The organism is Burkholderia sp. BCC0397 (genome assembly GCF_902832865.1).
In the GTDB taxonomy this organism is placed as follows: domain Bacteria; phylum Pseudomonadota; class Gammaproteobacteria; order Burkholderiales; family Burkholderiaceae; genus Burkholderia.
Window position 1 is genome coordinate 566,958 of sequence record NZ_CADFDL010000003.1, and the last position, 26,087, is coordinate 593,044.

Annotated in this window: 21 protein-coding genes and 1 tRNA gene; 10 read left to right on the forward strand and 12 right to left on the reverse strand. The window is 68.0% G+C overall.

Features of this window, described 5'->3' with window-relative positions; genetic code table 11:
• Nucleotides 1–96: 96 nt before the first annotated feature.
• From tolQ to HWX03_RS12800, 7 genes are all read left to right on the forward strand, one after another.
• Complete coding sequence (gene tolQ / locus HWX03_RS12770; RefSeq protein WP_027783647.1) at nucleotides 97–774, forward strand: protein TolQ; 678 nt, start codon at nucleotides 97–99, stop codon at nucleotides 772–774.
• A gap of 10 nt (nucleotides 775–784) precedes the next feature.
• Nucleotides 785–1,234, forward strand: coding sequence for a protein TolR (gene tolR / locus HWX03_RS12775; protein ID WP_175871468.1), 450 nt, complete (start codon nucleotides 785–787; stop codon nucleotides 1,232–1,234).
• Entirely contained in the window at nucleotides 1,231–2,286 is a 1,056-nt protein-coding gene (gene tolA / locus HWX03_RS12780) for a cell envelope integrity protein TolA (RefSeq protein WP_175871469.1), read from the forward strand. Before tolR ends, tolA begins: the two co-directional genes overlap by 4 nt.
• A gap of 109 nt (nucleotides 2,287–2,395) precedes the next feature.
• The gene (tolB, locus tag HWX03_RS12785; RefSeq protein ID WP_175871470.1) at nucleotides 2,396–3,691 is read left to right on the forward strand and encodes a Tol-Pal system beta propeller repeat protein TolB; all 1,296 of its coding nucleotides are present in this window, start codon (nucleotides 2,396–2,398) and stop codon (nucleotides 3,689–3,691) included.
• Between the two features lie 17 nt (nucleotides 3,692–3,708).
• Nucleotides 3,709–4,221, forward strand: coding sequence for a peptidoglycan-associated lipoprotein Pal (gene pal, locus HWX03_RS12790; protein WP_174389422.1), 513 nt, complete (start codon nucleotides 3,709–3,711; stop codon nucleotides 4,219–4,221).
• A gap of 19 nt (nucleotides 4,222–4,240) precedes the next feature.
• Nucleotides 4,241–4,990: a tol-pal system protein YbgF gene (gene ybgF, locus HWX03_RS12795; RefSeq protein ID WP_085041826.1), complete on the forward strand. Its 750-nt coding sequence runs from the start codon at nucleotides 4,241–4,243 to the stop codon at nucleotides 4,988–4,990.
• A 108-nt stretch (nucleotides 4,991–5,098) separates the two neighbouring features.
• A tRNA-Lys gene (locus HWX03_RS12800) sits at nucleotides 5,099–5,175 on the forward strand.
• A gap of 129 nt (nucleotides 5,176–5,304) precedes the next feature.
• On the opposite strand, the gene HWX03_RS12805 is transcribed toward HWX03_RS12800, so the two are convergent.
• From HWX03_RS12805 to HWX03_RS12840, 8 genes are all read right to left on the reverse strand, one after another.
• Nucleotides 5,305–6,252, reverse strand: coding sequence for a fatty acid desaturase family protein (locus HWX03_RS12805; protein WP_175871471.1), 948 nt, complete (start codon nucleotides 6,250–6,252; stop codon nucleotides 5,305–5,307).
• On the reverse strand, nucleotides 6,249–6,854 hold the full coding sequence (locus HWX03_RS12810; RefSeq protein WP_244132632.1) for a phosphatase PAP2 family protein: 606 nt from the start codon (nucleotides 6,852–6,854) through the stop codon (nucleotides 6,249–6,251). The genes HWX03_RS12805 and HWX03_RS12810 overlap by 4 nt, the downstream gene beginning before the upstream one ends.
• A gap of 8 nt (nucleotides 6,855–6,862) precedes the next feature.
• Entirely contained in the window at nucleotides 6,863–8,020 is a 1,158-nt protein-coding gene (locus tag HWX03_RS12815) for a hypothetical protein (protein WP_175871621.1), read from the reverse strand.
• Nucleotides 8,017–8,766 carry a hypothetical protein gene (locus HWX03_RS12820; protein ID WP_175871473.1) on the reverse strand — a complete coding sequence of 250 codons (750 nt, stop codon included), beginning with the start codon at nucleotides 8,764–8,766 and terminating at the stop codon, nucleotides 8,017–8,019. The genes HWX03_RS12815 and HWX03_RS12820 overlap by 4 nt, the downstream gene beginning before the upstream one ends.
• The gene (locus HWX03_RS12825) at nucleotides 8,763–9,779 is read right to left on the reverse strand and encodes a hypothetical protein (protein WP_175871474.1); all 1,017 of its coding nucleotides are present in this window, start codon (nucleotides 9,777–9,779) and stop codon (nucleotides 8,763–8,765) included. Before HWX03_RS12825 ends, HWX03_RS12820 begins: the two co-directional genes overlap by 4 nt.
• Before the next feature lie 69 nt (nucleotides 9,780–9,848).
• The gene (locus tag HWX03_RS12830) at nucleotides 9,849–10,913 is read right to left on the reverse strand and encodes a glycosyltransferase family 2 protein (RefSeq protein WP_175871475.1); all 1,065 of its coding nucleotides are present in this window, start codon (nucleotides 10,911–10,913) and stop codon (nucleotides 9,849–9,851) included.
• Between the two features lie 136 nt (nucleotides 10,914–11,049).
• Nucleotides 11,050–11,493 carry an inner membrane protein YiaA gene (gene yiaA / locus HWX03_RS12835; protein WP_059642197.1) on the reverse strand — a complete coding sequence of 148 codons (444 nt, stop codon included), beginning with the start codon at nucleotides 11,491–11,493 and terminating at the stop codon, nucleotides 11,050–11,052.
• Nucleotides 11,494–11,596: 103 nt separating this feature from the next.
• The gene (locus HWX03_RS12840; protein ID WP_175871476.1) at nucleotides 11,597–12,544 is read right to left on the reverse strand and encodes an AraC family transcriptional regulator; all 948 of its coding nucleotides are present in this window, start codon (nucleotides 12,542–12,544) and stop codon (nucleotides 11,597–11,599) included.
• Nucleotides 12,545–12,672: 128 nt separating this feature from the next.
• On the opposite strand from HWX03_RS12840, the gene HWX03_RS12845 reads away from it, so the two are divergent.
• The 3 genes from HWX03_RS12845 (at nucleotide 12,673) to cysC (ending at nucleotide 15,339) form a co-directional block, all read left to right on the forward strand.
• Nucleotides 12,673–13,002: a carboxymuconolactone decarboxylase family protein gene (locus HWX03_RS12845; RefSeq protein ID WP_114176220.1), complete on the forward strand. Its 330-nt coding sequence runs from the start codon at nucleotides 12,673–12,675 to the stop codon at nucleotides 13,000–13,002.
• Nucleotides 13,003–13,200: 198 nt separating this feature from the next.
• Complete coding sequence (locus HWX03_RS12850; RefSeq protein ID WP_175871622.1) at nucleotides 13,201–14,034, forward strand: class II glutamine amidotransferase; 834 nt, start codon at nucleotides 13,201–13,203, stop codon at nucleotides 14,032–14,034.
• Between the two features lie 741 nt (nucleotides 14,035–14,775).
• Complete coding sequence (gene cysC / locus HWX03_RS12855; protein WP_175871623.1) at nucleotides 14,776–15,339, forward strand: adenylyl-sulfate kinase; 564 nt, start codon at nucleotides 14,776–14,778, stop codon at nucleotides 15,337–15,339.
• Nucleotides 15,340–15,450: 111 nt separating this feature from the next.
• On the opposite strand, the gene HWX03_RS12860 is transcribed toward cysC, so the two are convergent.
• The 4 genes from HWX03_RS12860 to HWX03_RS12875 form a co-directional block, all read right to left on the reverse strand.
• A complete protein-coding gene (locus HWX03_RS12860; protein ID WP_175871477.1) occupies nucleotides 15,451–16,131 on the reverse strand; it encodes a GNAT family N-acetyltransferase in 681 nt (226 codons plus the stop codon).
• The gene (locus HWX03_RS12865) at nucleotides 16,128–17,456 is read right to left on the reverse strand and encodes an aminotransferase class I/II-fold pyridoxal phosphate-dependent enzyme (RefSeq protein ID WP_175871478.1); all 1,329 of its coding nucleotides are present in this window, start codon (nucleotides 17,454–17,456) and stop codon (nucleotides 16,128–16,130) included. Before HWX03_RS12865 ends, HWX03_RS12860 begins: the two co-directional genes overlap by 4 nt.
• 64 nt (nucleotides 17,457–17,520) lie before the next feature.
• Entirely contained in the window at nucleotides 17,521–18,438 is a 918-nt protein-coding gene (locus HWX03_RS12870; RefSeq protein ID WP_175871479.1) for a UDP-3-O-acyl N-acetylglycosamine deacetylase, read from the reverse strand.
• Complete coding sequence (locus HWX03_RS12875) at nucleotides 18,435–26,084, reverse strand: type I polyketide synthase (protein WP_175871480.1); 7,650 nt, start codon at nucleotides 26,082–26,084, stop codon at nucleotides 18,435–18,437. Before HWX03_RS12875 ends, HWX03_RS12870 begins: the two co-directional genes overlap by 4 nt.
• Nucleotides 26,085–26,087 lie beyond the last annotated feature (3 nt).

Consider the following 26,087-nt stretch of genomic DNA (forward strand, 5'->3'; position numbering starts at 1 on the left):
AGCAAGGTTCGGCGTCAGGCATGGCCGGCGCGCCGCGCCGCACGCACACCGGACGCCCTTGCGGGGCACCCGCGAAGGCACGTTACTCAAACCTCTATGAATACTGCTCAAGACCTGTCGATCATTTCCCTCGTGCTCAACGCGAGCGTGCTGGCCCAGGCCGTGATGGGACTGCTGCTGCTGCTGTCGCTGATGTCGTGGACCTTCATCTTCCGCAAGTGGTTCGCGATCCGCCGCGCGCGCGCGCAGACCGAACGCTTCGAGAAGGATTTCTGGTCGGGCGGCGACCTGCAGGCGCTGTACCAGAGCGCAGCCAACAACCGCCATACGATCGGCGCCCTCGAGCGGATCTTCGAATCGGGGATGCGCGAATTCCTGAAGGCGAAGGAAAAGCGCCTCAGCGATCCGGGCCTCGTGCTCGACGGTGCCCGCCGCGCGATGCGCGCGTCGTTCCAGCGTGAAATGGACGTGCTCGAAGCCAACCTCGCGTTCCTCGCGTCGGTCGGCTCGGTCAGCCCGTACATCGGTCTGTTCGGCACGGTCTGGGGGATCATGAATTCGTTCCGCGGCCTCGCGAACGTGCAGCAGGCCACGCTCGCGAACGTCGCGCCGGGCATCGCCGAGGCGCTGGTCGCCACCGCGATCGGCCTGTTCGCCGCGATTCCGGCGGTGGTCGCGTACAACCGCTACGCGCACGACATCGACCGCCTCGCGATCCGCTTCGAGACCTTCATCGAAGAGTTCTCGAACATCCTGCAGCGTCAGGCCCAGTAAGGAGCGCGCCATGGCAGGAAGCCCCATCCGATCCAGCATGCGCGGCGGCCGCTCGCGCCGCGCAATGGCCGACATCAACGTCGTGCCGTACATCGACGTGATGCTGGTGCTGCTCGTGATCTTCATGGTCACCGCACCGCTCGTCGCCCCGTCGATCATCAACCTGCCGACCGTCGGCAATGCCGCACCGCAGGAGCAGACGCCGCCCGTCGTCGTCAACATCAAGGCCAACCGCACGATGAGCGTCAAGTACAAGGGCGACTCGGGCGCGACCCAGGAAGACACGATGACGAAGGCCGAGCTCGACAGCTTCATCTCGGCCCGGCAGGCCGATCACCCTGACCAGCCGGTCGTGATCGCAGCCGACAAGACCGTGCAGTACGATGCCGTCATGACCGTGATGTCCGATCTGAAGGCGCGCGGCGTCAAGCGCGTCGGCCTCCTCGTCAAATCGCAATGAACCGGCAGCAATCCACGCGCAGATCCGCGTACCCGCTCCAGCCTCCTCGCGAGCGCGGGACGTGGCGCGCGTTCGCGCTCGCCGCGCTGATGCACGTGCTGCTCGCGCTGTTCCTCTATCACGGCGTGCAGTGGCAGAACAGCACGCCGGCCGGCGCCGAAGCCGAGCTGTGGACCGAAGTGCCCGACGTCCCCGCGCCGCGGCCCGTCGTCACGCCCACGCCGCCCGCGAAGGTCGCGCCGCCCCCTCCGCCGGTGCGCGACGAACAGGCCGACATCGCGCTGCAGCAGAAGAAGCGTCAGCAGGAAGCGGTCGCGCGCGAAGCGCTGCTCGAGCAGCAGCGCCGCGCGCAGCAACTGAAGGCCCAGCAGGAAGAGGAAGCCCGGCGCGCGCAGCTCGCCGCGCAACAGGCCGCCGCGCTCGCCGCACAGAAAGCCGCGGAACGCGACAAGCAGAAGCAGGCCGACAAGCTCAAGCAACAGCAGCTCGCCGAGCAGCAGAAGCTCGAACAGCAGAAACTCCAGCAGCAAAAGCAGGCGCAGCTCGAAGCGCAGCAGGCGGCGAAGGCGAAGGCCGACTCGGCCGCGAAGGCAAAGGCGGAAGCGCAGGCCAAGGCGAAGGCCGAAGCCGCGGCGCACGCGAAGGCCAATGCGGCGGCGAACGCGAAGCTCGACCGCGAGCGCAACGCGCGCCTCGCACAGATGCAGGGGCTGTCCGGCGCCGGTGAAGGCGGCGGCGAAGGCCTCGCGAAAAGTGGCACCGGCACGGGCTCCGGCGGCAATGCCGCCACGCCCGGCTATGCCGACAAGGTGCGCCGCCGCGTCAAGCCGAACATCGTTTGGGGCGGCGAGCGGGCAGGCCTGACCACCGTCGTCAAGATTCGGTGCACGCCGTCCGGTGACGTATTGAGCGCATCGGTCTCCCGCTCGAGCGGGAATTCGGGGTGGGATCAAGCCGTGGTCAGTGCGATCCACGCATCGGTCCCGTTGCCGCCCGATTCTAACGGTCGTACCCCGTCTGACATTACGATTACCTTCAAGGCGGCGGAGTGAAACGAAATGCGCTTACACTCCGGGCGTCGCTGTCAGATGGGAACGAATCGGGTATTTTTACTGTCTCTGCCGTTGCGCAGCGATCCAAGCCATACGGGAAGCAAGAAGCATGAGTTTGATGACAAAGCTAGGTTTCAGGGCACTCGTGGCCTCGTGTCTGATCACGGCGGGCAGCGCCGCTAACGCCCAGGTCAACGTGCTGATCACCGGTGTCGGGTCGACCCAGTTCCCCATTGCCACCGCGAACTTCACGAACGAGGCGAACCTGCCGCAGCAGGTCACGTCGATCGTCCGTGCCGACCTCGCCCGCAGCGGCAAATTCACCAACATCGACGCCGGCAGCACGCCCGTGCCCGAGACCGCATCGGTCGATCTCGGCGCCTGGAAGGCCAAGGGCGCGAACGCGTTCGTCGCCGGCAGCGTGAACCGCGAGGCGAACGGCCAGTACAAGGTCAACTTCATCCTGTACGACACCGTGAAGCAGCAAAGCCTCGGCGGCCTGTCGCTGACGGCTACCGACACCACGCTGCGCACGGCCGGTCACAAGATCGCCGACTACATCTACCAGAAGCTGCTCGGCGTGCGCGGCGTTTTCGCCACGCGCCTGTCGTACGTGATCAAGACCGGCAACCGCTACCAGTTGCAGATTTCCGATTCGGACGGCCAGAACGCGCGCATCGCGCTGTCGAGCACCGAACCGATCATCTCGCCGGCCTGGTCGCCGAGCGGCACGAAGGTCGCATACGTGTCGTTCGAACGCAAGAAGCCGATCGTCTACATCCACGACCTGCCGACCGGCCGCCGCTACATGGTCTCCGACCAGAAGGGCAACAACAGCGCACCGGCGTGGTCGCCGGACAGCAACACGCTTGCCGTCGCGCTGTCGCTGACGGGCAATACGCAAATCTATACGGTCAACGCGAACGGCGGCGGCCTGCGCCGTCTCACGCAGAGCAGCTCGATCGACACCGAACCGTTCTACTCACCGGACGGCCGCTGGATCTACTTCACGAGCGATCGCGGCGGTGCGCCGCAGATCTACCGGATGCCCGCGCAGGGTGAAAGCGCCGGCTCGGCACAACGCGTGACCTTCACCGGCAGCTACAACACGAGCCCGCGTATCAGCCCGGACGGCAAGCTGCTCGCCTACATCTCCCGCACGGGTGGGGGCTTCAAGCTGTACGTTCAGGATCTGCAATCTGGCGCGGCGAACGCCATCACGAATACCAATCGCGACGAGTCGCCGAGCTTCGCGGCAAACGGCCAGTATCTTCTGTACGCTACCCAGTCGGGTGGTCGCAATGTTCTGGCTGCAGTGCCCTCCGACGGCAGCGCGCCGCCGCAGATCCTGTCCGTCCAGGGCGGCTCCGTTCGCGAGCCGTCGTGGGGGCCCTTCATGCAATGACCACAAGGAGAGTAACCATGATGTCGAATAAAGCTCGTCTGGCCCTGGCCGTGATGATGATCAGTGCGCTCGCAGCGTGCAAGTCGGGCGTGAAGCTCGACGACAAGGCGAACAACGCGGGTGCGATGAGCACGCAGCCGAGCGCCGACAACGTCGCGCAAGTGAACGTCGATCCGCTGAACGACCCGAACAGCCCGCTCGCGAAGCGCAGCATCTACTTCGACTTCGACAGCTATTCGGTCAAGGACGAGTATCAGCCGCTGATGCAGCAACACGCTCAGTACCTGAAGAGCCATCCGCAGCGCCACGTGCTGATCCAGGGCAACACCGACGAACGCGGCACGAGCGAGTACAACCTCGCGCTGGGCCAGAAGCGTGCGGAAGCCGTCCGTCGCGCAATGGCCCTGCTCGGCGTGAACGATTCGCAGATGGAAGCCGTGAGCCTCGGCAAGGAAAAGCCGCAGGCAACGGGTCACGACGAAGCATCGTGGGCGCAGAACCGTCGCGCCGACCTCGTCTACCAACAGTAAGTAACGGAAGAATCGCCGTATGACGCACCGTGTAACCTGGCTGCGCGCAGCCGCAACCTTCTGCGTCGTCGGCGCGGCGTGGTCGGCCGCGCCGGCGCACGCCGGCGTGTTCGACGACAACGAAGCGCGCCGCGCCGTGCTCGACCTGCGCAGCAAGACCGACAACCTGGCGAGCCAGTTGTCCGCCGCCCAGCGTACGATCCTCGATCAATCCGGCCGTCTCGACCAGTTGAACCAGCAGGTCGCGACGCTGCGCGGCGAGAACGAGGATCTGACGAACCGGCTGACGACGCTCGAGCGGCAGCAGAAGGAGTACTACCAGGATCTCGACACGCGGCTCAAGAAGTTCGAGCCGCAGCAGGCGACGATCGATGGTGTCGAAGGCACCGTGCAGCCGGGTGAAACGGATGCGCTCAGCGCGGCGCAGCAGCAGTTCCGCAACGGCAACTTCAAGGCGGCGGCGGCTTCGTTCCGCGCGTTCATCGCGAAGTATCCGCAGAGCCCCTATCAACCGACCGCGCAGTACTGGTACGGCAATGCGCAATACGCGCTGCGCGACTACCGCGGTTCGACCGCGACGTGGCAAGGGATCGTCAGCAAGTTCCCGCAGCACCCGCGCGCGGCCGACGCCCTCGTGGCGATCGGCACGAACCAGCTCGAGCAAGGCCAGAAGGCGGCCGCGAAGAAGACGTTCGAGCAGGTCGTGTCGCAGTACGCCGGGTCGAACGCGGCGCAGACGGCGCAGGGCAAGCTCGAAACCATCAAATAATTATCGTGACGGGTTGTTGACAGTCCTGCAACCCGTCGCTATAATCTTTTGCTCTTTAGGTCGTTGCCCAAGTTGTTGAAGCAACGAACCGACCGGTTTCAAGAACGTGGGGTGGTAACTCAGTTGGTTAGAGTATCTGACTTTTAATCAGAGAGTCGAGGGTTCGAGTCCCTCCCACCCTACCAACTATCTTCGATAGTGCAAAAAAGCCTCCCTCGCGGAGGCTTTTTTGCGTCTGTCGCCTGGCCGGTCGAGCTTGAATGCTCGACGATGCTCGCCACACACTCGGTCGCGCGCGACTTGATCCCGGCCGATCACCGCACACTCACATCCCACAGCACCGCACCATATCCCGAATACAAATTGCCGTCAGGCAGCAGCTTCCGCCGCGCGAGTTGCCGGTGCACGACCGGCAGGTTATGGAACGGCATCCGCGTGAACAGATGATGTTCGATATGGAAATGAATCGCGTGCGGGCCAAACAGGAACGTCTGCCACGAACGCCGGACGATCGTGCGTGCGTTGCGGCTCTGGTCCGCGCCAGCCGGCAGCCCCGCGTGCTCGAAGATCGCGCGCACCTGCCCGGCGAGCGGCAACAATGTGACGGACGGCACGATCCACAACGCGACGTACAGCAGCGGATGTCCGGCCAGCGCGAGCGCGCCGAACAGCGTGCCATTGCCGGCCAGCATCGACGCGATCTCCCACGCCGCATACGCACGCGATTTTTCGACCTTCGGCAACGCATGCGCGAACGCGCCGCGCGCGAGCTTCACGACGCTCGTCACGTAGCCGATCCCGCATGCGTACGCGAGCAGGCGGATGATCAATCGCCCGCGCGTCACCGGATAGTCGTGCACGCCGAACAGCAGCGCGACGGGGTCATCCGACTGCATCGGCGCGCGATGGTGCTTCAGATGGCCGGCCCGATACGTGCGCAGCGACAGCCATAGCGGCCCGGCCGCGAGCAGTTGCCCGAGCACGTCGTTGACGCGCCGGTTCCGCGCGAGCAACCCGTGCGCCCCTTCGTGCATCATGACCGCGAGCGCGAGCTGGCTGCGCGCGATCACGATCGCCGCGCATGCGTAGGCAAGCGGATGCGCAAACGCGATCGCAGCGGCAAACGCGGCGGCAATCATCAGCCAGTCACCCGCCAGCGCCCCGCCGACACGCGCCGCGCTCACGCGAAACAGCACGGGATCGGGCACGAACCGCGCGAGCCCGAGGTTCGATCCGGCGCGGTGAACCTGCGTCTCGGTCACGCGAGCCTCCTGCGCAGCGAATGCCGCTCGACCCACAGCGCACTGACCGTCGCGAGCGCGACCCCACCCAGCACGTCGGCGACCGTATGCTGCTTGAGCGTCAGCGTCGACGCGCAGATCAGCAGCCCGATCGCCGCCGCGACGATCCGGCGCCGGTCCGCCAGCATCCGGCACGCCAGACACGTGACCGCAACATGCAGGCTGGGGAAGCCGTTGGCCGCAAGATCGAGCTGCCACATACGCGCAAGACGCCGACGCACGAATGCATTGCCGATCTCCGCGATGTCGGGCCGCGGCACGGCTTCCGGAAACAACAGGAAGCAGGCCACGCCGAGCACGAACGCGATCAGCACGGCCTCCCTGAACGCGGCGAACGCAGACGGCCGCGCATACGCGGCGAGCGCAATCACGAACGGAAAGAACGCGACATAGACGAACCACGACCACGCGATGAACGGAATCCGCGCATCGATCGCCGTGGCCAGCACGTAGCGAGGCGCGACGCCGCGCTCCAGCAGAAAGAAGATCGCGAGGCCCGCGACGATGCCGAATGTCGCGGCCACCATCTGCCGGACCTCGGGCCGGCGATCGTCATGCAACATTCGCGTATTCATCGCGGCGCCGGTGCCTCGCATCGGGTTTCCGCCTCGGCCGCCCGCGCATGCGGACACAACGCGAGGAGGTGCGATGCCCACGCGTCGACACGCGCACGCGCATGCTCGCGGCCCGCGAGCGTCCCCGCCGGCGTACCGGGATCGCGCATCAGTTCGATCGACGCCTGCCCGACCTCGCGCCGGAATGCCGCCGCATCGCCCCGCCATGTGACGACACGGTGCACGAGTTGCAGCCGTGCCGCGCGCGCGGCGTTGCTTGCCTGTTCGGGCTGATCGGTCTGCACGAGCAGGATCGGGCGGCGATACACGCGCGCGATCGACAGCGCGGCCATGCCGGGCGCCGACACGATCAGCGGCGCATGCGCGGCGCGCGTCGGCCAGTCGGCGTCGACGCCGGTCCAGCCGTCGTGCCCGGCGTAGCCCTCGCCCACGCAGTGTGCGGCGAGCCCCGCGTCGCGCATGCCGGCCGACAGTGCATCGGCGAGCGCGACGTCGCGGAAGTGCGGATTCAGATAAACGGCCGCGGCAGCGGGTTCCGGCGCCAACAGCTCGGCGACGATCGGCACCGGCGTCGGCAGCCGGCGATGCCGGTGCGAGCACGGCGCGTCGTCGGCGAAGTCGTACGCGAAATCGTGCTCGATACGGCCCAGCGCCGAATCGATCTGCCAGTCGACGATCCGCGCGAAAGCGCGCGCCAGCACACGCGGCAGCCGTGCATCGAAATTCGCGGTCAGCGCGCGGCGCAGGCTGCCGCCATACACGTGAACGACGCGACGCCGCCATCCCGGCACCGCGCCCATGCACAGCAGCGCCGGATGAAACGAGTCGTTGACCACGAGATCCGAGTCGCGAACGATTGCACGCAGCCGCGCGATGTCGCGCAGCATGCGGGTGGGCCGGAACACGTAGTGCGCGACATTGCGATCGGTCGCGTCACGCAGCATGTTCTGCCGCTCGTCGAACTGCACCGCGTAGTGCCTCGACAGCACGGCCGCGTCGATGCCGAACGCGGCGAGGAACGCCTGCCCGGCATCGGAGGTCGTCAGCACGTCGACCTGCGCGCCGGCCGCGCGCAACGCATGCACGAGCAGTTGCGCGCGCATCAGATGGCCGCGCGCGTCGGCCGTCGCGAGATAGACGATGCGCGGCATCATGCGCGCGGACGAAGCGACTGGATCCACCCGGCCGCGTACATCGCCAGCGCGCCCGTCACGCCGAAACCGGCTTCGATCGCGCGGATCTCGTCCAGCAACGCGGCGAGCGACGCGGCCTCGGACGGCTCGACGAGGCGACGCAGCGTATCGGCGCAAAGCCGGACGTGCCGCGTCTCGTCGGCGAGCACGCGCGACAGCAACGGATACAGCGGATGCGCGTCGCCGATCGTCGCGCAGTGGCGCGCGAGCACGCGCATCGCCATCTGTTCCGCGCACAGGCCGGTCGCATACGCGGGCACGAGTACGCCTTGCGCGAAATGCGGCGCGTAGCGCTGCGCGAGCCGGCGCCATCGCATGATCTTGCGCCGGCTCAGCCAGTCGGGTGCGTGCGGCCCGGTCGACGCGTCGATGCCGCGCCGGCGCAGCGCATCGGCAAACGCGGCCGCGTGGCGACGCTCGTCCGCGAGATGCTGCTCGATGCGCGGTGCAAGCCAGTCCGGCGGCTGTCCGGTCCAGTCCTCGTGCAGCGCGCACTCGGTCGCTTCTTCACCGATCAGGTACATGCGCAGCATCCAGCGCTCGCCATGCAGGCTGCGATGCAGTTGCCGGATCGCCGCCCGCTTGATGCGATCGACGAGATACGCGCGCATCCGCGCCGTACCGCGCGGCGCGGGCGCATCGAGACAGTCGAAGCGCTCGCCGTGTGCGGCCTGCGACGACGCAGGTAGCTCGCCTGTCGTGGTCATGCCGGCTCGCCCCGTGTCGATGAAGATTGCGTCGCAGCGGCGGCTGAAGCAGCCGGGTCGCGACGCCAGCCGAGAATCAGGCCGACGAAGCTTTCCTGCATGAATGCATGCGCGGAGGCGGCCGCGCCCGCGAAGGCTTCCTCGCGGCCGTTCACGCGCAGATAGCCGCTGCCGTCGCGTGCGCCGAACTCGATCCGGTCGTTCTTCCGAAAGCCGCGTTCGCGCACGTCTTTCACGAGTGCGCTGCCGTCGAGGCCGAACAGGAACAGCTCGCGCTGTGCGACCCACACCGGGATGTGATTGCTCAGCGCATCGAAGCGGATCGACCACGTACCGGACGCGAGCGCACGATCGATATCGGCATCGCGCGGCGCATTCGACGTGAAGCTCGCGCGCGCGACCGCCTTCGTCAGGCCGCCGACACCGAGCGCGATCGTGATGTCATCCGCGGACGGTTGCTTCGGATCGGTCGCACGCACTTTCACGAGATGGCGCGCCAGCCGCGATGCGAGCGACGGATGCGCAAACAGCGCGAGCGTTTCGTCCGGCGTGAGCACGTCGCGCTCGCGATCGCCCTCCTTCACGCGCACGCGATATGGATCGATCCGCACATCGGTGAACTTGCCGCGCACGGGCGCGTGGACGTACACATCACGATCCCATTTCGTGCCGTCGCGACGCAGCAGAACGTGCACGCTCAACGGCACGCGCCGCCCGTCGGCATCGACGCCCGTGCCTTGCAGCAGCACGTCGCCGAGCACGTCCTTCGTGCGACGGTTCGCATCGCTCGAGAAAACGATCGCGTGCGCATCGGTATCGATGCTCGCGTGGACGTCGGGCGCATCGAGCGCGACACGATTGCAGTCCGACGCGGCCGCATTCGCGAACGGGCAGCCGCTTTGCGACGTGAAGTGATAAATCCCGCGCCCCGCATGATCGACCGGTGCGGCATGGGCGCCAACGCCGGCGGCAAACAGGGCGAGACAGGCAACGCGGGTGGCGAGTGAGGGCATGGTCGTCGTCGGAAGGGAATCAGGATGTCGAAGTGTCGTGGCCGCGCCGCCGCGATGCACGGCGCCGTTTCAATGACGGTGATAGGACAGCGCGTCGAGATCGCGCCGGGCCGACGCGCGTCCCGTGAGCCCGAAACCGCGCGCGAGCGCGCCGAGCGTATCGACGGCGGACGCGGCGATCGTGACGCCGACCGCCGCGAGATAGCGAACGGCGCCCAGTTGCGGCAACTGCTGGCGATTCAGTGCGCGCAGGCTGTAGCCGAGCCGCATCGCCATCACGCAGAACGGGCCGAGCGGGCCGCTGCGACCGAGCCACTGCCATTGACGCGGCAGGTACGCGTTCACGAGATACGGCGTCAGCCCGATGCTGTCCTCGCCGCGCATCCAGCGCAGCTTCAGCGATTCGCGATGCGTGTCCGGTAGCCGATGCTCGGTGTGCGCGGCCGGCGCGAATTCGACGGCCACGCCGGCCGCCTGCATCCGCAGCCCCATCACCTGGCAATGCGCGCGATAGACGCCGTCGAGCGGCTCGTAGCGGAACTGCGCGAACACGTCGCGCCGGAACGCGACGTTGTTCGCGTAGAAATTGCGCGTTGCGCCGTCGCGCAGCGGGCTCGGGAAGTACATGAAATCGATTGACGTCAACGCGATGCCGAGCACGTTGGGCGCGTAGCTGGTCCGCCCCGCCACCGCGACGGGCGCGTCGCCCGCGTCGCGTGCGAACGGCGCGAGCAGGTGCTCGAGCCAATCGTCGGCCGGCCGGCAATCGGCGTCGCCGAATACGACGATGTCGCAGCGATCGGCATCGACGCGATCGAAGCCGTCGTTCTTTGCATCGTAGTAGCCGGTGCTCGCACCGATCTCGACGAAGTCGATCGGGCGGCCGGCCAGCGCGGCGATTTCCGCGCACGCGTCGGCGGGCAGGCCGTCGTGCGTGATGATCCATTGCGCCAGTGCGGCCGGCGGCACGGTCTGTCTCGACAGCGCCGTCACGAGGCGTTTCAGGCTGTCGACGGCCTGCACGACGCCCGCGCCGCCGCGCAGGTTGTTGGTCTCCAGCACAAGCGCGGCACGCGCGGCCACGGAACGGGCGGCCGTGCGCGTCCGCGCTGCGGTTTCAGTGAAGTTCGGCATCCGGAATATCTCCATCGTCATGCGCGACGGCATGGACGAAACGAAAGGACGGCTCCCGCAGCACGCCGGCGAATGCGGCCACCGCGGACATCGTCGCGCAACGGGCGGCCTCGGCGGGCGCCCGTTGCACGTGCCGTCACTCCTGGATCGACGGCGCGGAATCGGCGTCGGTATAGCGCGGCTTCGCATTCTGCAAGTCGCGCGTGTTCTTCTGCACGGCCACCGAGCCGAACAGCGCGAGCACGAACGACATCGCGTAAAAGCCCTTCTCGCTCAACTGCAGCGTCGCGTTGAAAAGGCCGACGATCAGCAGCGCGATCGACAGCAGCAACGCGATCCAGCTGAGGCCGTAGTAGATGCCGGTGACGGGAATGCCTTCCGCGCGGTCGCGCACGCTCTTCTGCAGCGAGATCGCCGCATAGAGGCCGAACACCAGCACGGTGAAGTAGTAGCCCTTCTCGTTGAGCTGCATGCCGGCGTTCCAGAGCCCGATCAGGAAGGCCGCGAAACCGGCGAGCAGCGCGGCCCACGACGCGGCCACGAACGCGAACGACGGTTGCTGGATGGTGGTCTGGTTCATTGCTTTGCCCTCTCTTTCTTGTTGTTCGAAATCGTTTTGGTAGAACTGCGTTTTGCGCATGGTAGCAGCTTTGGCGCGCGTCACGACGGGCGTGCTTGCATGCTCACGTTTCGCGCCGCGCGCGCCGCCAGCGCCCCGGCGTCGTGCCGAGCACCGCGCGAAATGCCTTGCCGAACGCGGCTTCGGACTGGTAGCCGACCGCCTGCCCGATCTCTGCCTGCCCGCGCTGCGTGTCCTGCAGCAGCGCGCACGCATGCATCATCCGGATCTGCGCGATGAATGCGCCGACGCTCATCCCGGCCTTCTCGCGGAAATGCCGCGCGTAGGTCGCGCGCGACATCGCCGCCGCGGCGCCGAGCGATTCGACCGTCCACGGCTGCGCCGGCGTCTGCAGCACGGCCTGCACCGACGGGCCGAGGCGCGCATCGGCCGCGAGCGCAAGCCAGCCGGACGGCACGCGCGCGCCGCGGCCGTATGCGCGCAGTGCATACGCGAGCAGCGCCTGCCCGAGCGCGTTCACGATCGCGCCGGCGCCCGGCTGCACGTTCGACGCCTCGGTACGCAGCACGCTCGTCAGCAGTTGCAGCGGCGCGGCCCCCGATGCGTCGCGCAACCCGACGTGCAGCACCTGCGGCAGCGTGCGCATCAGCAGTTCGCCCGCGCCGCGCGCATAGACGAACCGTCCGCAGAGCAGATCCACGCTCGCGCTGCCCGGTTCGGCCGGATCGAGATTCGACTTGACCGGCAGCACCGCGCCATCGCCGGCGCCCGAATCGCGCAGCGGCACGAGCGGCTTCGATCGGCTGCCCGCTGCGTCGAGCAGGTCGTGCGCGCCGCCCGCGGGCAGCAGCACGAAATCGCCGTCGGCGAGTTGCAGCGTGCGTCCGTCGGCGGCACGCAGCCGGCAGGTTCCGGCCAGCACCAGATGGAACGCCGCCTCGCCGGGCGGCAGCGGGTCGTGCGGCATCGCGAACGGGCCGTCGAGCAGGCAGCGCACGTCGAGCTCGACATGGCTGCGACCCAGCGACAGCAGTTGACTCAACGCATCCATGAGACGATTGCGCTAAAAATTGACACTCTAGCGTATCGAAACCCTCAGCGCGAGCGATCAGAATAGCCTTGCATCGCCCGAGTCGCGGCGCCCGCCGCCCTCCTCACTCTTCTCGACAAGGACGCATCATGCTGAACTGGAACGAATACCGGAAGGAACTCTCGACGCGTATCGGCGACATCGCCAAGCTGTCGCCCGATACGCTGGCCGGCTACAAGGCGCTGTCCGGCGCGGGCGCCAAGACCGGCCATCTCGACGCGAAGACGCGCGAGCTGATCGCGCTCGCGGTGGCCGTCACGACGCGCTGCGACGGCTGTATCGCCGTGCATACGGCCGAAGCCGCCAAGCATGGCGCGACCAGGGAGGAAGTGGCGGAAGCGCTCGGCGTCGCGATTGCGCTGAATGCGGGCGCGGCGCTGGTCTATTCGGCGCGTGTGATGGACGCGCTCGGCGACTGAACCGGCGCGGTGCGGCACCGCTCTCGTGCCGCACCGCGCCGAACTGCCGCGTTGCATGACACCCGGCCGCGTGGCCGGGCGGTTGCGCTTCGCGCGTACGGCCTGCGATGTATGAAGATTGCGGGTGATTTGCTTGGACGCGGCAACGGCGCAGAGTCGGCTACCATGCGCGAACGATACATCGTGAAGGAGCGCTCCATGTGCCGCTGGCTCGCCTATACGGGTAATCCGATCCATCTGGAAACCGTGCTGTTCCGCGCGAAGCATTCGCTGATCGACCAGAGCCTGCATTCGGAGCTGGGCGCCACGACCACCAACGGCGACGGCTTCGGCATCGGCTGGTACGGGCATCCCGACGAACTCCCGTTCCGCTATCGCTCCGTGCATCCCGCATGGAACGACCGCAACCTGCGCGAAGCCGCGCGTGCGATCCGCTCGCGGATGTTCATCGCACACATTCGCGCGGCGACCGACACGCCCGTGCAGGAAACCAACTGCCATCCGTTCCGCCACGGCCGCTGGCTGTTCGCGCACAACGGGCTGATCCGCGACTTCCACAAGCTGCGCCGCGACCTGACGATGAAGGTCGATCCCGCGCTGTTCCCGACGCTCGAAGGCTCGACCGACTCCGAGCTGATGTTCCGCCTCGCGCTGACGTACGGTCTCGAGCAGGCGCCGCTGCCGGCGCTCGAACGGATGGTCGGCGTGGTGGAGGAAACCGCCGCGCGGCATCGCGTCGCCGATCCGCTCAACATGACGATCTGCGCAACCGATGGCGAACGGATCGTCGCGGTGCGTTACTCGAGCGAACGGCAATCGCGCTCGCTGTTCCACAGCACGTCGTTCAAGCACCTGCACGCGCTGTATCCGCATAACCCGCGTATCGCCGAAGCCGGCGATGATGCGTTCATGGTCGTGTCGGAGCCGCTCGTCGACCTGCGCGGTGCGTGGGAGGAAGTGCCGGAGGGGATGGCGATCGTCGCGCACGGCGCCGATGTGCAGCAGCGGCCGTTCGGGCCGCGGCACAAGTGACATGCCGCAGTCCTGACGAAATCGAGCGCATTCAGGTGTCGAATACTTCGGCGCGATACGGCAATCGCGGCGATCCGGTTTTGAGGGACCAGCGCTCGGTACTGCTGAATCAATCGAAAGCGATACGAATCATCGCCCGACAAATACGATCGGGCAACACGCCTCGGATAACTCCCCAATTTGATAATGAGTGCCGGAATCGCTTGACGAAAGCAGACTCCGCGCACTACTGCGATTTTCGCCGAATAAAAAGTTAATACTCTTGCGATTTCATTCCGACCAGGCGCCCAGGACGATAATCGAACACGGTCCGGAACATATGTACGAGGAATGCTGCGACACATCGACGGACAGCCGTCACCCTTCTTCCAACGATTCCGGCGCAAATCGTTCGGGCCCATTGCCCTCATGGCACCGGGCCCGATCGGGACGTACCGCAAATTCAGCGCGGCGATGAAACGGGGGGCGATATTCTACTCATCTTGCACCCCGTCGGCGACACGCGCTCATTTCGAATTATTACGACGAATCGGCAATCATTACCGAGCAGATAGTGTTCGCACGCCGTCGCGCCGCCTGACGGTGACGGCCTTATTCCTGATTAAAATATTCAAGTTACAAATTTTGAAAAGGAACGTTACAATCCGCCGACGGATGAATCCGCATCACAATAAAGTACGACGCAGTTACTGGCACAGCGACTCCGAGATGACTCAAGATCTCCAAAATTCTCTCCCTGTCATGCTGACGGGCAATCAATCCGTGCTTTCCAGCATGAAGCAGGACCACGCCTTCGTGGTATGGCTCACCGGTGTCTCCGGTGCCGGCAAATCGACGCTCTCGAACCTGCTGAAGGAACAACTCGATGCGCGCGGCCTGCGGACCTTTCTGCTGGACGGCGACCAGCTTCGCGAAGGATTGAATCAGGACCTGGGATTCAGCGACACGGATCGCCACGAGAACATTCGTCGGACGGCCGAGGTCGCGCGCCTGATGGTGGATGCCGGGCTCGTCGTCATCGTTGCGCTGATCTCGCCGTTCCGGGAGGCACGCGCCAAAGCACGCGCACGTTTTCCGCAGGGCATGTTTTTCGAAGTCTTTGTCGACGTTGCGCTGGATGTGGCCGAAGCGCGCGACCCCAAGGGGCTGTATGCGCTGGCAAGGCAAGGGACCATTCGGCAGTTCACCGGCATCGAATCGACCTATGAAAAGCCGGTATCGCCCGACGTGCATGTGCGCACGGGCGAAGCAAGCGCGCTGGAATGCGTGCACGCGATCATGCAGAAATTACCGTTGAACGGCTGATACTGGCGCGACCACCGGCTCGTCTGCGCCTCTACTACCCTCATCTGTTTCTGCGCGCTATTGTGGCGAGCGACGGCTGAACTGTCCGCCTTACGCCACACCGGCCCACTGTCATGGTTGGCCGCGACGACCCAACCGCATCCGGATCGAATCAAGCTCACCCGGCAACCTGCGCGAACGCGCGCGCCGCCGCGGCAGCGCGGCGAACCCGAGGCGTTCGTACAGCGCGCGGGCGCGCACGTTGCGCGTCAGCACGTCGAGCACGACGTCACGGCTGTCATCGGCCGGCAACGCGCCGGTATCCAGCGCATCGCGAAACAGCGCGCTGAAAATGCCCGTCCCGCGCCGGCGTTCATCCGTCGCGCAATGCGCGACGAGGATCTGCGAACGCTTCGGCGCCGGGAGTTCCGTTTCGAGGATCAGCCCGCGCAGCAACTGGCTGATCGTGCGGCGCACGCCGAAGAAGCGTGCGAGCGCCCACACGATGTGCACGTCGTCGAACGTCGTCCGCTGCCCGTCGTGAATCGCCATCACCGCGAGCACCGTGCCATCGTCGGCGACTGCGACGCGATGCCGGCGCCACGAGAAGCGTCCGTGGCGCGACCGGAACGCCTGCTGCAGGAAAGCGATGCGGCGCGCGTCGCTTTCACCGAGAAAGAAGCCGAATTCGGCCACGCCGGACGCAAACACGAGCGGCCCGCACGCGGCCGCGTCATCCGCATCGGCCGCGCGAAACCGCGCCGGTTCGCCGGCGTGCGGAACCGCTTGCGCGACCTCGACAGCCTGCGTCACGCGCCGCGCCCCGCGAGGCGCGACAACACGCCAACCGCCCGGCTGATCTGCTCCGGCTCGTGCGTCGAGCAGATGAAAAAGCGCAGGCGCGCGGCCTTTTCCTCGACGGCCGGATAGAAGATCGGCTGCACGTTGATCCCTTCGTCGAACATCGCATTCGCCCACTGCGCGGCCTTCAGCGAGCTGCCCGTGATCACCGGCACGACCGCATACCCGGCGCTCGTGCCCGTATTCAGCCCGGCGGCACGCGCCTCGGTCAGGAACTGCCGCCCGCGCGCCTGCAGTTGCGCGACGCGCTCCGGCTCGGCCTGCAGGCGTTCGAGCGCGGCCAGCGACGCTGCGGCGAGCGTCGGCGCGAGGCCGACGCTGTACAGGAAACCCGGCGCCAGATGGCGCAGCATGTCGACGAGCGGCTGACAGCCGGCGATGAAACCGCCGCAGCCGGCCAGCGTCTTGCTCATCGTGCCCATCCACATGTCGACCTGGTCGGGCGCGACGCCGCCATGCTCGCGAATGCCCTTGCCGGTCGCGCCGAGCACGCCGAGCGAATGCGCCTCGTCGACCAGCAGGAACGCCCCGTGGCGCGTCTTCACGTCGACGAAGCGCTGCAGATCGGGGAAATCGCCGTCCATGCTGTACAGCCCTTCGATCGCGATCAGCACGTGCCGGTATTCGCGGCGCACGCGCGACAGCAGCTCGTCGAGCGCCTGCCAGTCGTTGTGCGCGAAGCTCAGCCGCTTCGCGCCGCTCAACTGCGCGCCCTGCACGATGCTGTTGTGTGCGAGCGCATCGTGGACGATCAAGTCGCCCGGGCCGAACAGCGCGCCGATCACGGTCACGTTGGTCGCGTGACCGCTCACGAACGCGACGCAATCGTCGGTCTCGTAGAACGCGGCCAGCGCACGCTCGAGCTCGCGCTGCACCGGGCGCTCGCCCGCGACCATCCGGCTCGCCGAGGCCGACGTCCCGTAGCGGTCGATCGCGGCTTTCGCGCGCGCGGACACCGCCGGATCGCCGGCCAGGCCCAGATAGTTGTAGTTCGCGAAGTTCAGGTATTCGCGGCCGCCGATCTGCGTGGTCGCCCCGGCGACGCCGTCGTGCACGCGGAAAAACGGCGAGTCGACCCGCAATTTCTCGCCCATCTCACGCATGATCCGGACCTGCTGATACTGCGGCATCGATTCGAAGCGGCTGCGCGCCGACGCGGTCTGCGTAGCGGGCGTGCCGGGCACGCCGGGCGCCGCCGCGGCGTCGGTCGCGCGCTCCAGTTGCCGTTTCAGCGCTTTCGCCGCCAGTTGCTGGCGAAGATGCTCTCCCAGTGCCATTGCTTCCTTCGCTGTATCTCGAAAAGGCGCTATGTTACGCCGCGTATTTTTAAAAAGCGTGGTGTCACGCGTCGGAAAACTCGGCCCACTGCCACGCATCCGGCGCGGCCAGCAACGCATCGACCAGCCGGAAATTCATCTCGTGGCTCGGCCGCAGCGCGCTCACGCGGGCAAGCAGCGGCGCGCCGGCCAGCGCGAGATCGCCGACCAGGTCGAGCACGCGATGCCGGACGAATTCCTCCGGCAGCCGCATCCCGCCCAGCACGCGATTGCCGACGATCGACGCGGTGCACGACGGCCGCGCGCCGCGCAGGATCGGCACGCCGCGCAGATAGCCGGCGACGATCGCCGGCACGGCCCACTTCACGCGCCCGTACGAGCGCGACGGCGCGATGTCGGTCGCGAATGCGGCCGGCGTCAGCGCGCCGTCCCAGTGCATGTCGCCGAAGCCGCGCAGGTCGTTGCGCACGCTCAGTTCGTAACGCGGCGCCGGCTCGATCCGCATCTCGCGCCGCTGGTCGCCATCGCCGTCCGTGACGACGACCGGCCGCAGCACGCGGATGAAGCGTTTCGGCGCATCGAGCGCGACGCGGCCGCACGCGCGGATCGCGTCGACCCACGGCGTGGCGCTGCCGTCGAGAATCGGTACCTCTTCCGCATCGAGCTCGACGATCGCGTGATCGATCTCGCACGCGAGCAGCGACGCGAGCAGATGCTCGACCGTGCGCACGCCGACGCCGTCGGCATTGCGCAGCATCGTGCAGAGCGGCTGCGCGCGGCGCAGCGCGGGATCGACCGGCAGCGTCGCGAGCGTACGCCCCTGCTCGAACCGACGAAACACGATGCCTGTCACGCCGTCGTCCGGACGCGCGGGCAGAATCCGCACGCTGACCCGGCGCCCCGTATGCAAGCCGTGCCCGTCGATCGTCAGCGGGCGCGCCAGCGTGCCCTGATGCGTCGCCCAGCCGGTCGGCGCGCTCACCGCGCCACCTCCAGCGACGGCGACGGCGACGGCGACGCCTGGCCGGCAACCGGCGCCGGCCGCGTATCGAGCATCGCACGCGCTTCGCCGTCGATCGCATGCTTCGCGGCGAGCGCCGCGACGGCCTCGTGCGCAGCATCGGTCGCCGACGCGGCATCGGAGCCGGCATCGGCCGACGCGCCGATCGAATCGACGATGCGCGCGGCCAGCGTCGTCACCGACGCCCCTTCGGCGATCGCCATCACCGACAGCTTGACCTCGAACGCCTCCTCGACCGCGAGGCCGAGCTCCATCCCCATCAGCGAATCCATGCCCATGTCGAGCACCGACTTGTCGAGCGCGATGCGGTCGGGCGTCATGTGCAGAATCCGCGCGATCTGCGCTTGCAGCGTCCGCGCCACCAGCGCGATGGCTTCGTCGCGCGGCAGCGCGAGCACCTCTTCACGCAGCTGCGTGCCGCCGTCGCGCGCATCGCCGCCCTTCGCCTGCGATTGCAGCAGCGCATACCGGCGCGCCTTCGCGGCCGGCATCCCGCGCGCCACCGCGTGCCAGTCGAGCCGCACCACGGCTTCGCCGGCCGCACCCGCGACCAGCACGCGCTCGAGCGCGGCCATCGCCTCGTCGGACGTGATCGACGCCCCGCCGATCCGCGACTGCAACGCTTCGCGCGTATCGGCGTGGCGTGCGAGGAAACCGACGTCCTCGAGCGGCCCCCAGGCCATGAACGTGCCGGGCAAGCCTGCCGCACGACGATGTTCGACCAGCGCCTCGAGGAAGCTGTTGGCCGCAACGTAGTTCGATTGCCCCGGATTGCCGAGATAGGTCGTCGCCGACGAATACACGACGAACAGGTCGAGCGGCAGCCCGCGCGTCGCGCGATGCAGATTCCATGCACCCGCCACCTTCGGCGCGAGCACCGCGGCCATCCGCGCATCGTCGAGATTGCGCACGAGGCCGTCGTCGATCGACATCGCGGAATGCAGCACGCCCTTCAGCGGATGGGCACGCCTGACGATAGCGGCAATCATCGCATCGACTGCCGCGGCATCGGTCACATCGCACGACACGACATCGACGATGACGCCGAGCGTATCGCGCCAGCGCGCAACCTCCTCGCGCGCCGCGGCGGCGAGTTCGCCGGAACGGCTCGCCAGCGTCAGCCGGCGTGCACCGTGCTCGACCATCCAGCGCGCGCTCGCGAAGCCCAGGCCACCCGTGCCGCCGACCACCAGGTATGCGCCATGCGAATCGAGCGCGAGCGCTTCTGCCCGCGCGACGCCGCGCGTCGGCGCGGGCGTGCCGGACGGATAGGTCACCAGCACCTTGCCGATCTGGCGCGCCTGCTGCATGTAGCGGAACGCGTCCTCGGCCCGCTCGGCGGGAAACGCGCGATACGGCAGCGGATACAGCACGCCTGCCGCAAACAGCGCCATCACTTCGCCGAACAGGCGCGCGGTCAGCTCCGGCAACGCGCCCATCAACTGGTCGGCGTCGATACCGAAATAGCTGATGTTATTGCGGAACGGCCGCAGCCCGATATGGCTATTTTCGTAGAAATCGCGTTTGCCGAGTTCGAGGAAACGGCCGAACGGACGCAGCGTATCGATGCTGCGCACCATCGCCTCGCCGGCGAGCGAATTCAGCACGATGTCGATGCCCTCGCCGCCCGTCATCGCGCGAATCTCGTCCGCGAACGCCAGGCTGCGCGAATCGAGCACGTGATCGGCGCCGAGCAGGCGCACGAACTCGCGCTTCTCGTCGCTGCCGGCCGTCGCGAACACTTCCGCGCCGAAGTGGCGCGCGAGCTGGATCGCGGCGATCCCGACGCCGCCCGCGCCGCCATGCACGAGCACGCGCTCGCCGCGGCGCAGCCGCGCGAGTTCGACGAGCGCGTAGTACGCGGTGAAGAACGTGGTCGGCACGGTCGCCGCTTCCTCGAACGACAGACGCTCGGGTTTCAGTGCGATGGCCTGCGCGCGCGTCCTGACACGCGTCGCGAACGACGCCGGCGCGAAGCCGAGCATCGCATCGCCCGGTGCGAATTCCGTTACCGCACGGCCCACCCGGACGACGCGGCCGGACAGTTCCATGCCGATCGTCGCGCCCGCGAAGCCGGTCTCGACCGCTTCATCGGACAGCAGCCCCATCGCATACATCACGTCGCGGAAATTCAGGCCGGTGGCAACCGGCTCGATTTCCACCTCGTCGTCGCCGAGCGCACTTTCCGGCAACGCGAACCATTCGAGATTGCGCAATGAGCCCGGTGCGTCGAACGCGAGCACCGACGCGCGTGCCATCGCGCCGTCGCTGCGCGCCGCGGCCTGCGCGGCCGTCAGCATGCGCGGCACCAGGCGCCCGTGTGCGCTCAGCACGACTTCTTCCTCGACCGCCGCGCCGGTCAGCTCGCGAATCAGCGCATCGGGAATCCCGTCCGCCGCGCGATCGACGTCGATCAGGCGGCATGCGAGTTCGGGATGCTCGTTCGCCAGCACGCGACCGAGGCCCCACAGCGTCGCCTGTTCCGGGTGCGCATGCGCGGCCCCGGCGAACGGCGCGCCGCCGCGCGTGACGACGGTCAGCCGCGTGGCCGCATTCGGCTGCGCGCCGAGCGCGCGCACGAGCGCCGCCAGCGCGATCACGCCGTGACGCAGCGCGGCCATCAGGCCGTCTCCCGTCGTCGTATCAGCGAGCGGCGTCTCCGGCGCGCAGAACACGACATGCGCCGGTTGCCCGGCCGGCAACGACGCGATCGCGTCGGCCGCATGCGTGACGTCGACGATATCGGCCGGATAGCCCGCGTGCGCGAGCGCATCGGCCAGCCGGCCGCCGAAACCGCCAGCCGCATCCGGTGCGTGCATCACGAGCCATTGTTCGCTGCGGGCGAGCGTATCGAGATCGCTCGCGTCGCTGCCGCGGTGCGCGGCCGCGGTGCTCGCCGGGTTGCGCGCGATGACGAACGTCGGTGTGCCGTCCAGATCGAGCGACTGCTCGACATGCCGCACGACGTCGACGTAGCCCGCGCGTGCGAGCGCCGCCTCGAGATCCGCCGGTGCCAGCGGCGCAGGCAGATCGACACCCGTCGACGCAGGTTGCGCGCCGAACACGATGTCGGAGAAGCGGCCGCGACGCGGCTCCGCCAGCAGCAGCAAGCCGCCCGGCGCCAGCCACGATCGCATCGCGTTCAGCGCATCGGCCGCGTCGTGACGGCCGCTCAGCGCGCGGTTCGCGACGATCAGGTCGTACGGCCCGGCTTCGTCGGCGGACAGCGACAGCCGTTCGCCCGGCTGCAGCGCCACCGTGCGCACCATGGCTTGCGCATCCGTATCGAACCCGGCCAGTTGTCCGGCCGTCGCGGCGATGGTGTGATCGCAGCGCGCGGCGGCGAGATGCATACCGAGCGTCTGCAGCACGTCGCCGTCCGTCGCGGCCAGTTCGAGCACGCGCAGCCGGCGCGCCGGCTGCCACGCGTCGACCGCCTGCTCGACGCCGGCCGCGAGCAGCGCATGCACGTGCTGCCAGGTCGGCGACGCGGCAAGCAGCTGCTCGACCAGGCTGTGCCCGGTCGGCGACAGCCAGCGCGCGTCGTCCTTCGCGCCGCTCAGCACGTCGGGCAGCGCCGCGCCGCAATGGGCGAGCAGCGTCAGCTCGGCCACGTGCCCCGGCGATTCGGCCAGCAGCCCGCGCCACAGATCGTCGAGCGGCGGCAGCGTCGCGCACGCCGCGTCGTCGCGTACCAGACGCGCGCCGTCACGAGCGGCAAGACCGTCCTCGACGAGCATGTCGGCCAGACGCGCGGCCAGCGCCCCCCGCTCCGGTGCGGGCTGCCACGTGCCGGCGAATGCGCCGAGCGCATCGAACGCGCGGAGCACGTACAGGCTTGCCAGCACGTCGAGCAGCGGCAGGATTTCGGTCAAATGCTGCGTGCGGCGGCCGTCGAGCCCTGCGGCATCGACGCGCGCGACGGCTTGCGCAAGCAGCGCGTCGGGGGTGGGCAACGCGGCCGCGTCGACGTCGTTCGGCAACGGCATCTCTTCGAGGCGGTAGACGAAACGCGAAGGCAGGTTCTGGCGGCGGCCGACGAGGTCCACGCGCCGAAACCGGCAGCCGCCGAGCCGCGCGACGATCGCGCCTTGCGCATCGAGGAATTCGAAATGCGCGACGATCGAATGCGGGCTGCGCCGGTCGACCCGCGCGAGCACGCGGACGACTGTGTCGCCGCGCAGGTAGTCGACCCGGCCGATCTGCACCGGCACGTAAGCCGGATGCTCGCCATCGCGCGCATGCTCGGCAAGCAACGCGAACAGCGGATGAAACCCGCTGTCCATCAGCGCCGGATGCAGCAGATAGGCGGACAGCGCCCGTGCGTCCCCGCACGCGGCCGGCGCGGCGACGTCGGCGAGCGCGGCGTCCTCGGCCGCTGCAACCCGCACGGTACGCACCCAGCGGAACGCCGGCCCGTAGCCGAGGCCGATCGCCGCGGTATTCGCATACAGCGTATCGCCGTCGGCGGCCGGCAGCGCGAGCAGGTGCTCGAGCGCAGCGGCCGGCACGATGCTCGCGGCGCCGAGCGCGTTGCCGCTTTCGAGCATCCGCCCCGTCACGTTCAGCGTCCATGCGCCGTCGGACATCCGGTCGCGCGTCTCGATCGTGAACGTCGCGGTGCGCGGCTCGATCACGAGCCGGAACAGCTTCGCCTGCTGCGGCTGGAACACGACCGGCGTGCGGATCTCGACGTTTTCGAGCGCCGCATCCGGCGTATCGAAGAAGGCGCGCGCCGCGGCGAGCGCCATTTCCACGTAGCCGGCCCCCGGGAACGCCACGCCGCCGTCGACGACGTGATCGGCCAGCATCGGCAGCTTCGCCGGATCGAGCTGGTTTTCCCAGCCGAATGCGTGTTCGTGCAGCCGATAGCCGAGCAGCGGATGCTCGCGGCGGCGATTGACGAGACCGTAGCCTTCGACGGTCGGCGTCAGCCAGAAGCGGTCGCGCTGCCACGGATAGGACGGCAATGCCGCCCGCGATGCGCCGGGCGCGAAGCGGTCGGGATCGACGCTCGCGCCATGCGCGATCGCTGCGAGAATCGCTTGCCGCAGCGTCGCCGCGCTGCCGTGATCGCGCTTGAGCGTCGGCAGCACCGCGCCGGTCACGCCGGCGGCCGCGAACGCCTGCTTCACGTACGTGCGCAGGATCGAATGCGGCGAGACTTCGATGAACAGCCGGACGCCCTGCTCGATCAGGTGCGCGATACCGTCGCCGAAGCGCACCGGCTCGCGGATATTGCGCCACCAGTAGCGCGCGTCGAGTTCGTTGCCGGCCAGCGGGCCGCCGGTCACCGTCGACACGAATGCGCCGTTGCCCGGTTGCGGCCGCAGGCTGGCCAGTTCGGCCAGTACCACCGGCTCGATGCGGTCCATGTGGCTGCTGTGGAACGCATAGTCGAGATCGAGCATCTGGAAGAACTTGCCACTGCCGCGCAGCGCCGCTTCCAGCGCTTGCAAGCCCTGCAGCTCGCCCGCGAGCGTTACAGCATCGGGGCTGTTGATGCCGGCCACCTCGACCCGGCGCGCCAGCCCGTGGCGCGCGATCAGCTCGCGCGCCGCCGCCTCGCCGATGCCGACGGCCGCCATCCGGCCGCTGCCGCGCGTCATCGCCTGCGCGCGGCTGCGGATCTTGATCACGCGAACCGCGTCGGCGAGCGACAGCGCACCCGTCACCCACGCCGCGGCAATTTCGCCGACGCTGTGGCCGATCGCTGCGTCGTAGCACATGCCGCGCGCGTCGATCACGCGGATCATGCCGACTTGGATCGCGAACAGCAGCGGCTGCGCGTTCTCCGTCGCGGCGAGCCATTCGGCGCCCGCGCCGGCCAGCCATTCCGCGCTCGGGCCGCCGCGCATCACGTCGACGAGCGACGGGCTGCCATCCGCGCACCACAGCGCGTCGACTTCGTCGAGCGCCGCACGGAAAACCGCGTTCTCCGCATAGAGTTCGTTGCCCATCCCGACCCACTGGCAACCGTTGCCCGAGAACACGAGCGCGGCGCGCAGCGCGTCCGCGGGCGCCTGGCCGGTTGCGACGCAGGCCGGCAGGCCTTCCTGCGCCGGCTGGGACAGTGCTGCAAGCGCCGCACGGCCTTCGGTCACGTCGGCCGGCGCGACGATCGCGCGATGTTCGAGCCACTGGCGGCGACGTGCGGCCGCAGCGGCAAGCGCCTGCCAGTCGCCGCCGTTATCGAGCGTGGCCAAATAGCGGCCTGCGAGCGCCGCGAGCGCATTCGCGCTGCGCGCGGTCAGGACGAGCGGGGACAGCTGCGCTTGAGTCGGCTCGGGCGCTCCCGTCGACGCGTCGTTTGCGACCGGTGCCTCGGTCAGCACGACGTGTGCGTTCGTTCCGCCGAAGCCGAACGAATTGACGCCGACCGTCAGCGGCGCGCCGCCCGCGTCGAGCGGCATGTAACGATCGACGACGCGCAGACGCCCGCCGTCGAAATCGATCCCGGGATTGGGCGTGACGAAGTGCAGCGAGCGCGGCACCGCGCGATGCTTCAGGCACAGCACGGCCTTCAGCAGGCCGGCCATCCCGGATGCCGTTTCGAGGTGGCCGATGTTGGTCTTCACCGAACCGATCAGCAACGGACGATCGGCCGGGCGTTCGCCCGCCACGACGTCGATCAGCGCGCGCGCCTCGATCGGATCGCCGACCGCCGTGCCGGTGCCGTGCGCCTCGAGATAGGCGAGCGACTGCGGATCGATGCCGGCGCGCGCATACACGCTGCGCAGCAGCGACGCCTGCGCGGCCGCGCCCGGCACGCTGATCCCGCCCGGCGAGTGGCCGACCGAGTTCACGCCGGAGCCGGCGACCACTGCGTGGATCGTGTCGCCGTCGGCCAGCGCGCGATCGAGCGGCTTGAGCAGCACGAATGCGCCGCCTTCCGAGCGTACGTAGCCATCGCCGGTCGCGTCGAATGCGCGGCAACGGCCGCGCGGCGACAGCATCGACGCCTTGGAGAAACTGACGAAGCCGAACGGGTGCAGCAGCAGGTTGACGCCGCCCGCGAGCGCGACGTCGGCTTCGCCGGACTGCAGTGCCTTGACGGCTTGATGGAGTGCGACGAGCGACGACGAGCAGGCCGTGTCGACCGACATGCTCGGGCCGCGCAGGTCGAAGAGGTAGGACACGCGGTTCGACGCGATGCTGAGCGTATTGCCGGTCGCCGAATACGGATCGATCACGTTCAGATCGTCCATGTTGCGGTTGCCGTAATCCATGCTGGCCGCGCCGACGAAGACGCCGCAGTTGCTGCCGCGCATGTCGGCCGGGCGCACGCCCGCGTCCTCGAACGCTTCCCATGCGAGTTCGAGCAGCAGGCGCTGCTGCGGATCCATCTGGGCCGCTTCGCGCGGGGAAATGCCGAAGAACGCGGCGTCGAAGCCGGCGACGTTGTCGAGCACGCCGGCCGCGAACGTATAGCTCTTGCCCGGTTCGCGCTTGGACGGGTGCTGGTAGAAATCGGTGCCGAGGCGGTCGGCGGGGATTTCGGTCACTGCGTCGCGTTCGTCGCGCAGCAGTTGCCAGAAGTCGCCAAGATTGTTTGCGCTCCCGGGAAACCGACAAGCCACCCCAATTATTGCAATCTTACTGTTCATCTT

What these genes read in the sequence shown, in the direction of transcription:
- tolQ (WP_027783647.1), top strand. Translation starts at nt 97, where the DNA reads ATGAATACTGCTCAAGACCTGTCGATCATTTCCCTCGTGCTCAACGCG.
- tolR (WP_175871468.1), top strand. Translation starts at nt 785, where the DNA reads ATGGCAGGAAGCCCCATCCGATCCAGCATGCGCGGCGGCCGCTCGCGC.
- tolA (WP_175871469.1), top strand. Translation starts at nt 1,231, where the DNA reads ATGAACCGGCAGCAATCCACGCGCAGATCCGCGTACCCGCTCCAGCCT.
- tolB (WP_175871470.1), top strand. Translation starts at nt 2,396, where the DNA reads ATGAGTTTGATGACAAAGCTAGGTTTCAGGGCACTCGTGGCCTCGTGT.
- pal (WP_174389422.1), top strand. Translation starts at nt 3,709, where the DNA reads ATGATGTCGAATAAAGCTCGTCTGGCCCTGGCCGTGATGATGATCAGT.
- ybgF (WP_085041826.1), top strand. Translation starts at nt 4,241, where the DNA reads ATGACGCACCGTGTAACCTGGCTGCGCGCAGCCGCAACCTTCTGCGTC.
- HWX03_RS12810 (WP_244132632.1), bottom strand. Translation starts at nt 6,854, where the DNA reads ATGTTGCATGACGATCGCCGGCCCGAGGTCCGGCAGATGGTGGCCGCG.
- HWX03_RS12815 (WP_175871621.1), bottom strand. Translation starts at nt 8,020, where the DNA reads ATGATGCCGCGCATCGTCTATCTCGCGACGGCCGACGCGCGCGGCCAT.
- HWX03_RS12820 (WP_175871473.1), bottom strand. Translation starts at nt 8,766, where the DNA reads ATGACCACGACAGGCGAGCTACCTGCGTCGTCGCAGGCCGCACACGGC.
- HWX03_RS12825 (WP_175871474.1), bottom strand. Translation starts at nt 9,779, where the DNA reads ATGCCCTCACTCGCCACCCGCGTTGCCTGTCTCGCCCTGTTTGCCGCC.
- HWX03_RS12830 (WP_175871475.1), bottom strand. Translation starts at nt 10,913, where the DNA reads ATGCCGAACTTCACTGAAACCGCAGCGCGGACGCGCACGGCCGCCCGT.
- yiaA (WP_059642197.1), bottom strand. Translation starts at nt 11,493, where the DNA reads ATGAACCAGACCACCATCCAGCAACCGTCGTTCGCGTTCGTGGCCGCG.
- HWX03_RS12840 (WP_175871476.1), bottom strand. Translation starts at nt 12,544, where the DNA reads ATGGATGCGTTGAGTCAACTGCTGTCGCTGGGTCGCAGCCATGTCGAG.
- HWX03_RS12845 (WP_114176220.1), top strand. Translation starts at nt 12,673, where the DNA reads ATGCTGAACTGGAACGAATACCGGAAGGAACTCTCGACGCGTATCGGC.
- HWX03_RS12850 (WP_175871622.1), top strand. Translation starts at nt 13,201, where the DNA reads ATGTGCCGCTGGCTCGCCTATACGGGTAATCCGATCCATCTGGAAACC.
- cysC (WP_175871623.1), top strand. Translation starts at nt 14,776, where the DNA reads ATGCTGACGGGCAATCAATCCGTGCTTTCCAGCATGAAGCAGGACCAC.
- HWX03_RS12865 (WP_175871478.1), bottom strand. Translation starts at nt 17,456, where the DNA reads ATGGCACTGGGAGAGCATCTTCGCCAGCAACTGGCGGCGAAAGCGCTG.
- HWX03_RS12875 (WP_175871480.1), bottom strand. Translation starts at nt 26,084, where the DNA reads ATGAACAGTAAGATTGCAATAATTGGGGTGGCTTGTCGGTTTCCCGGG.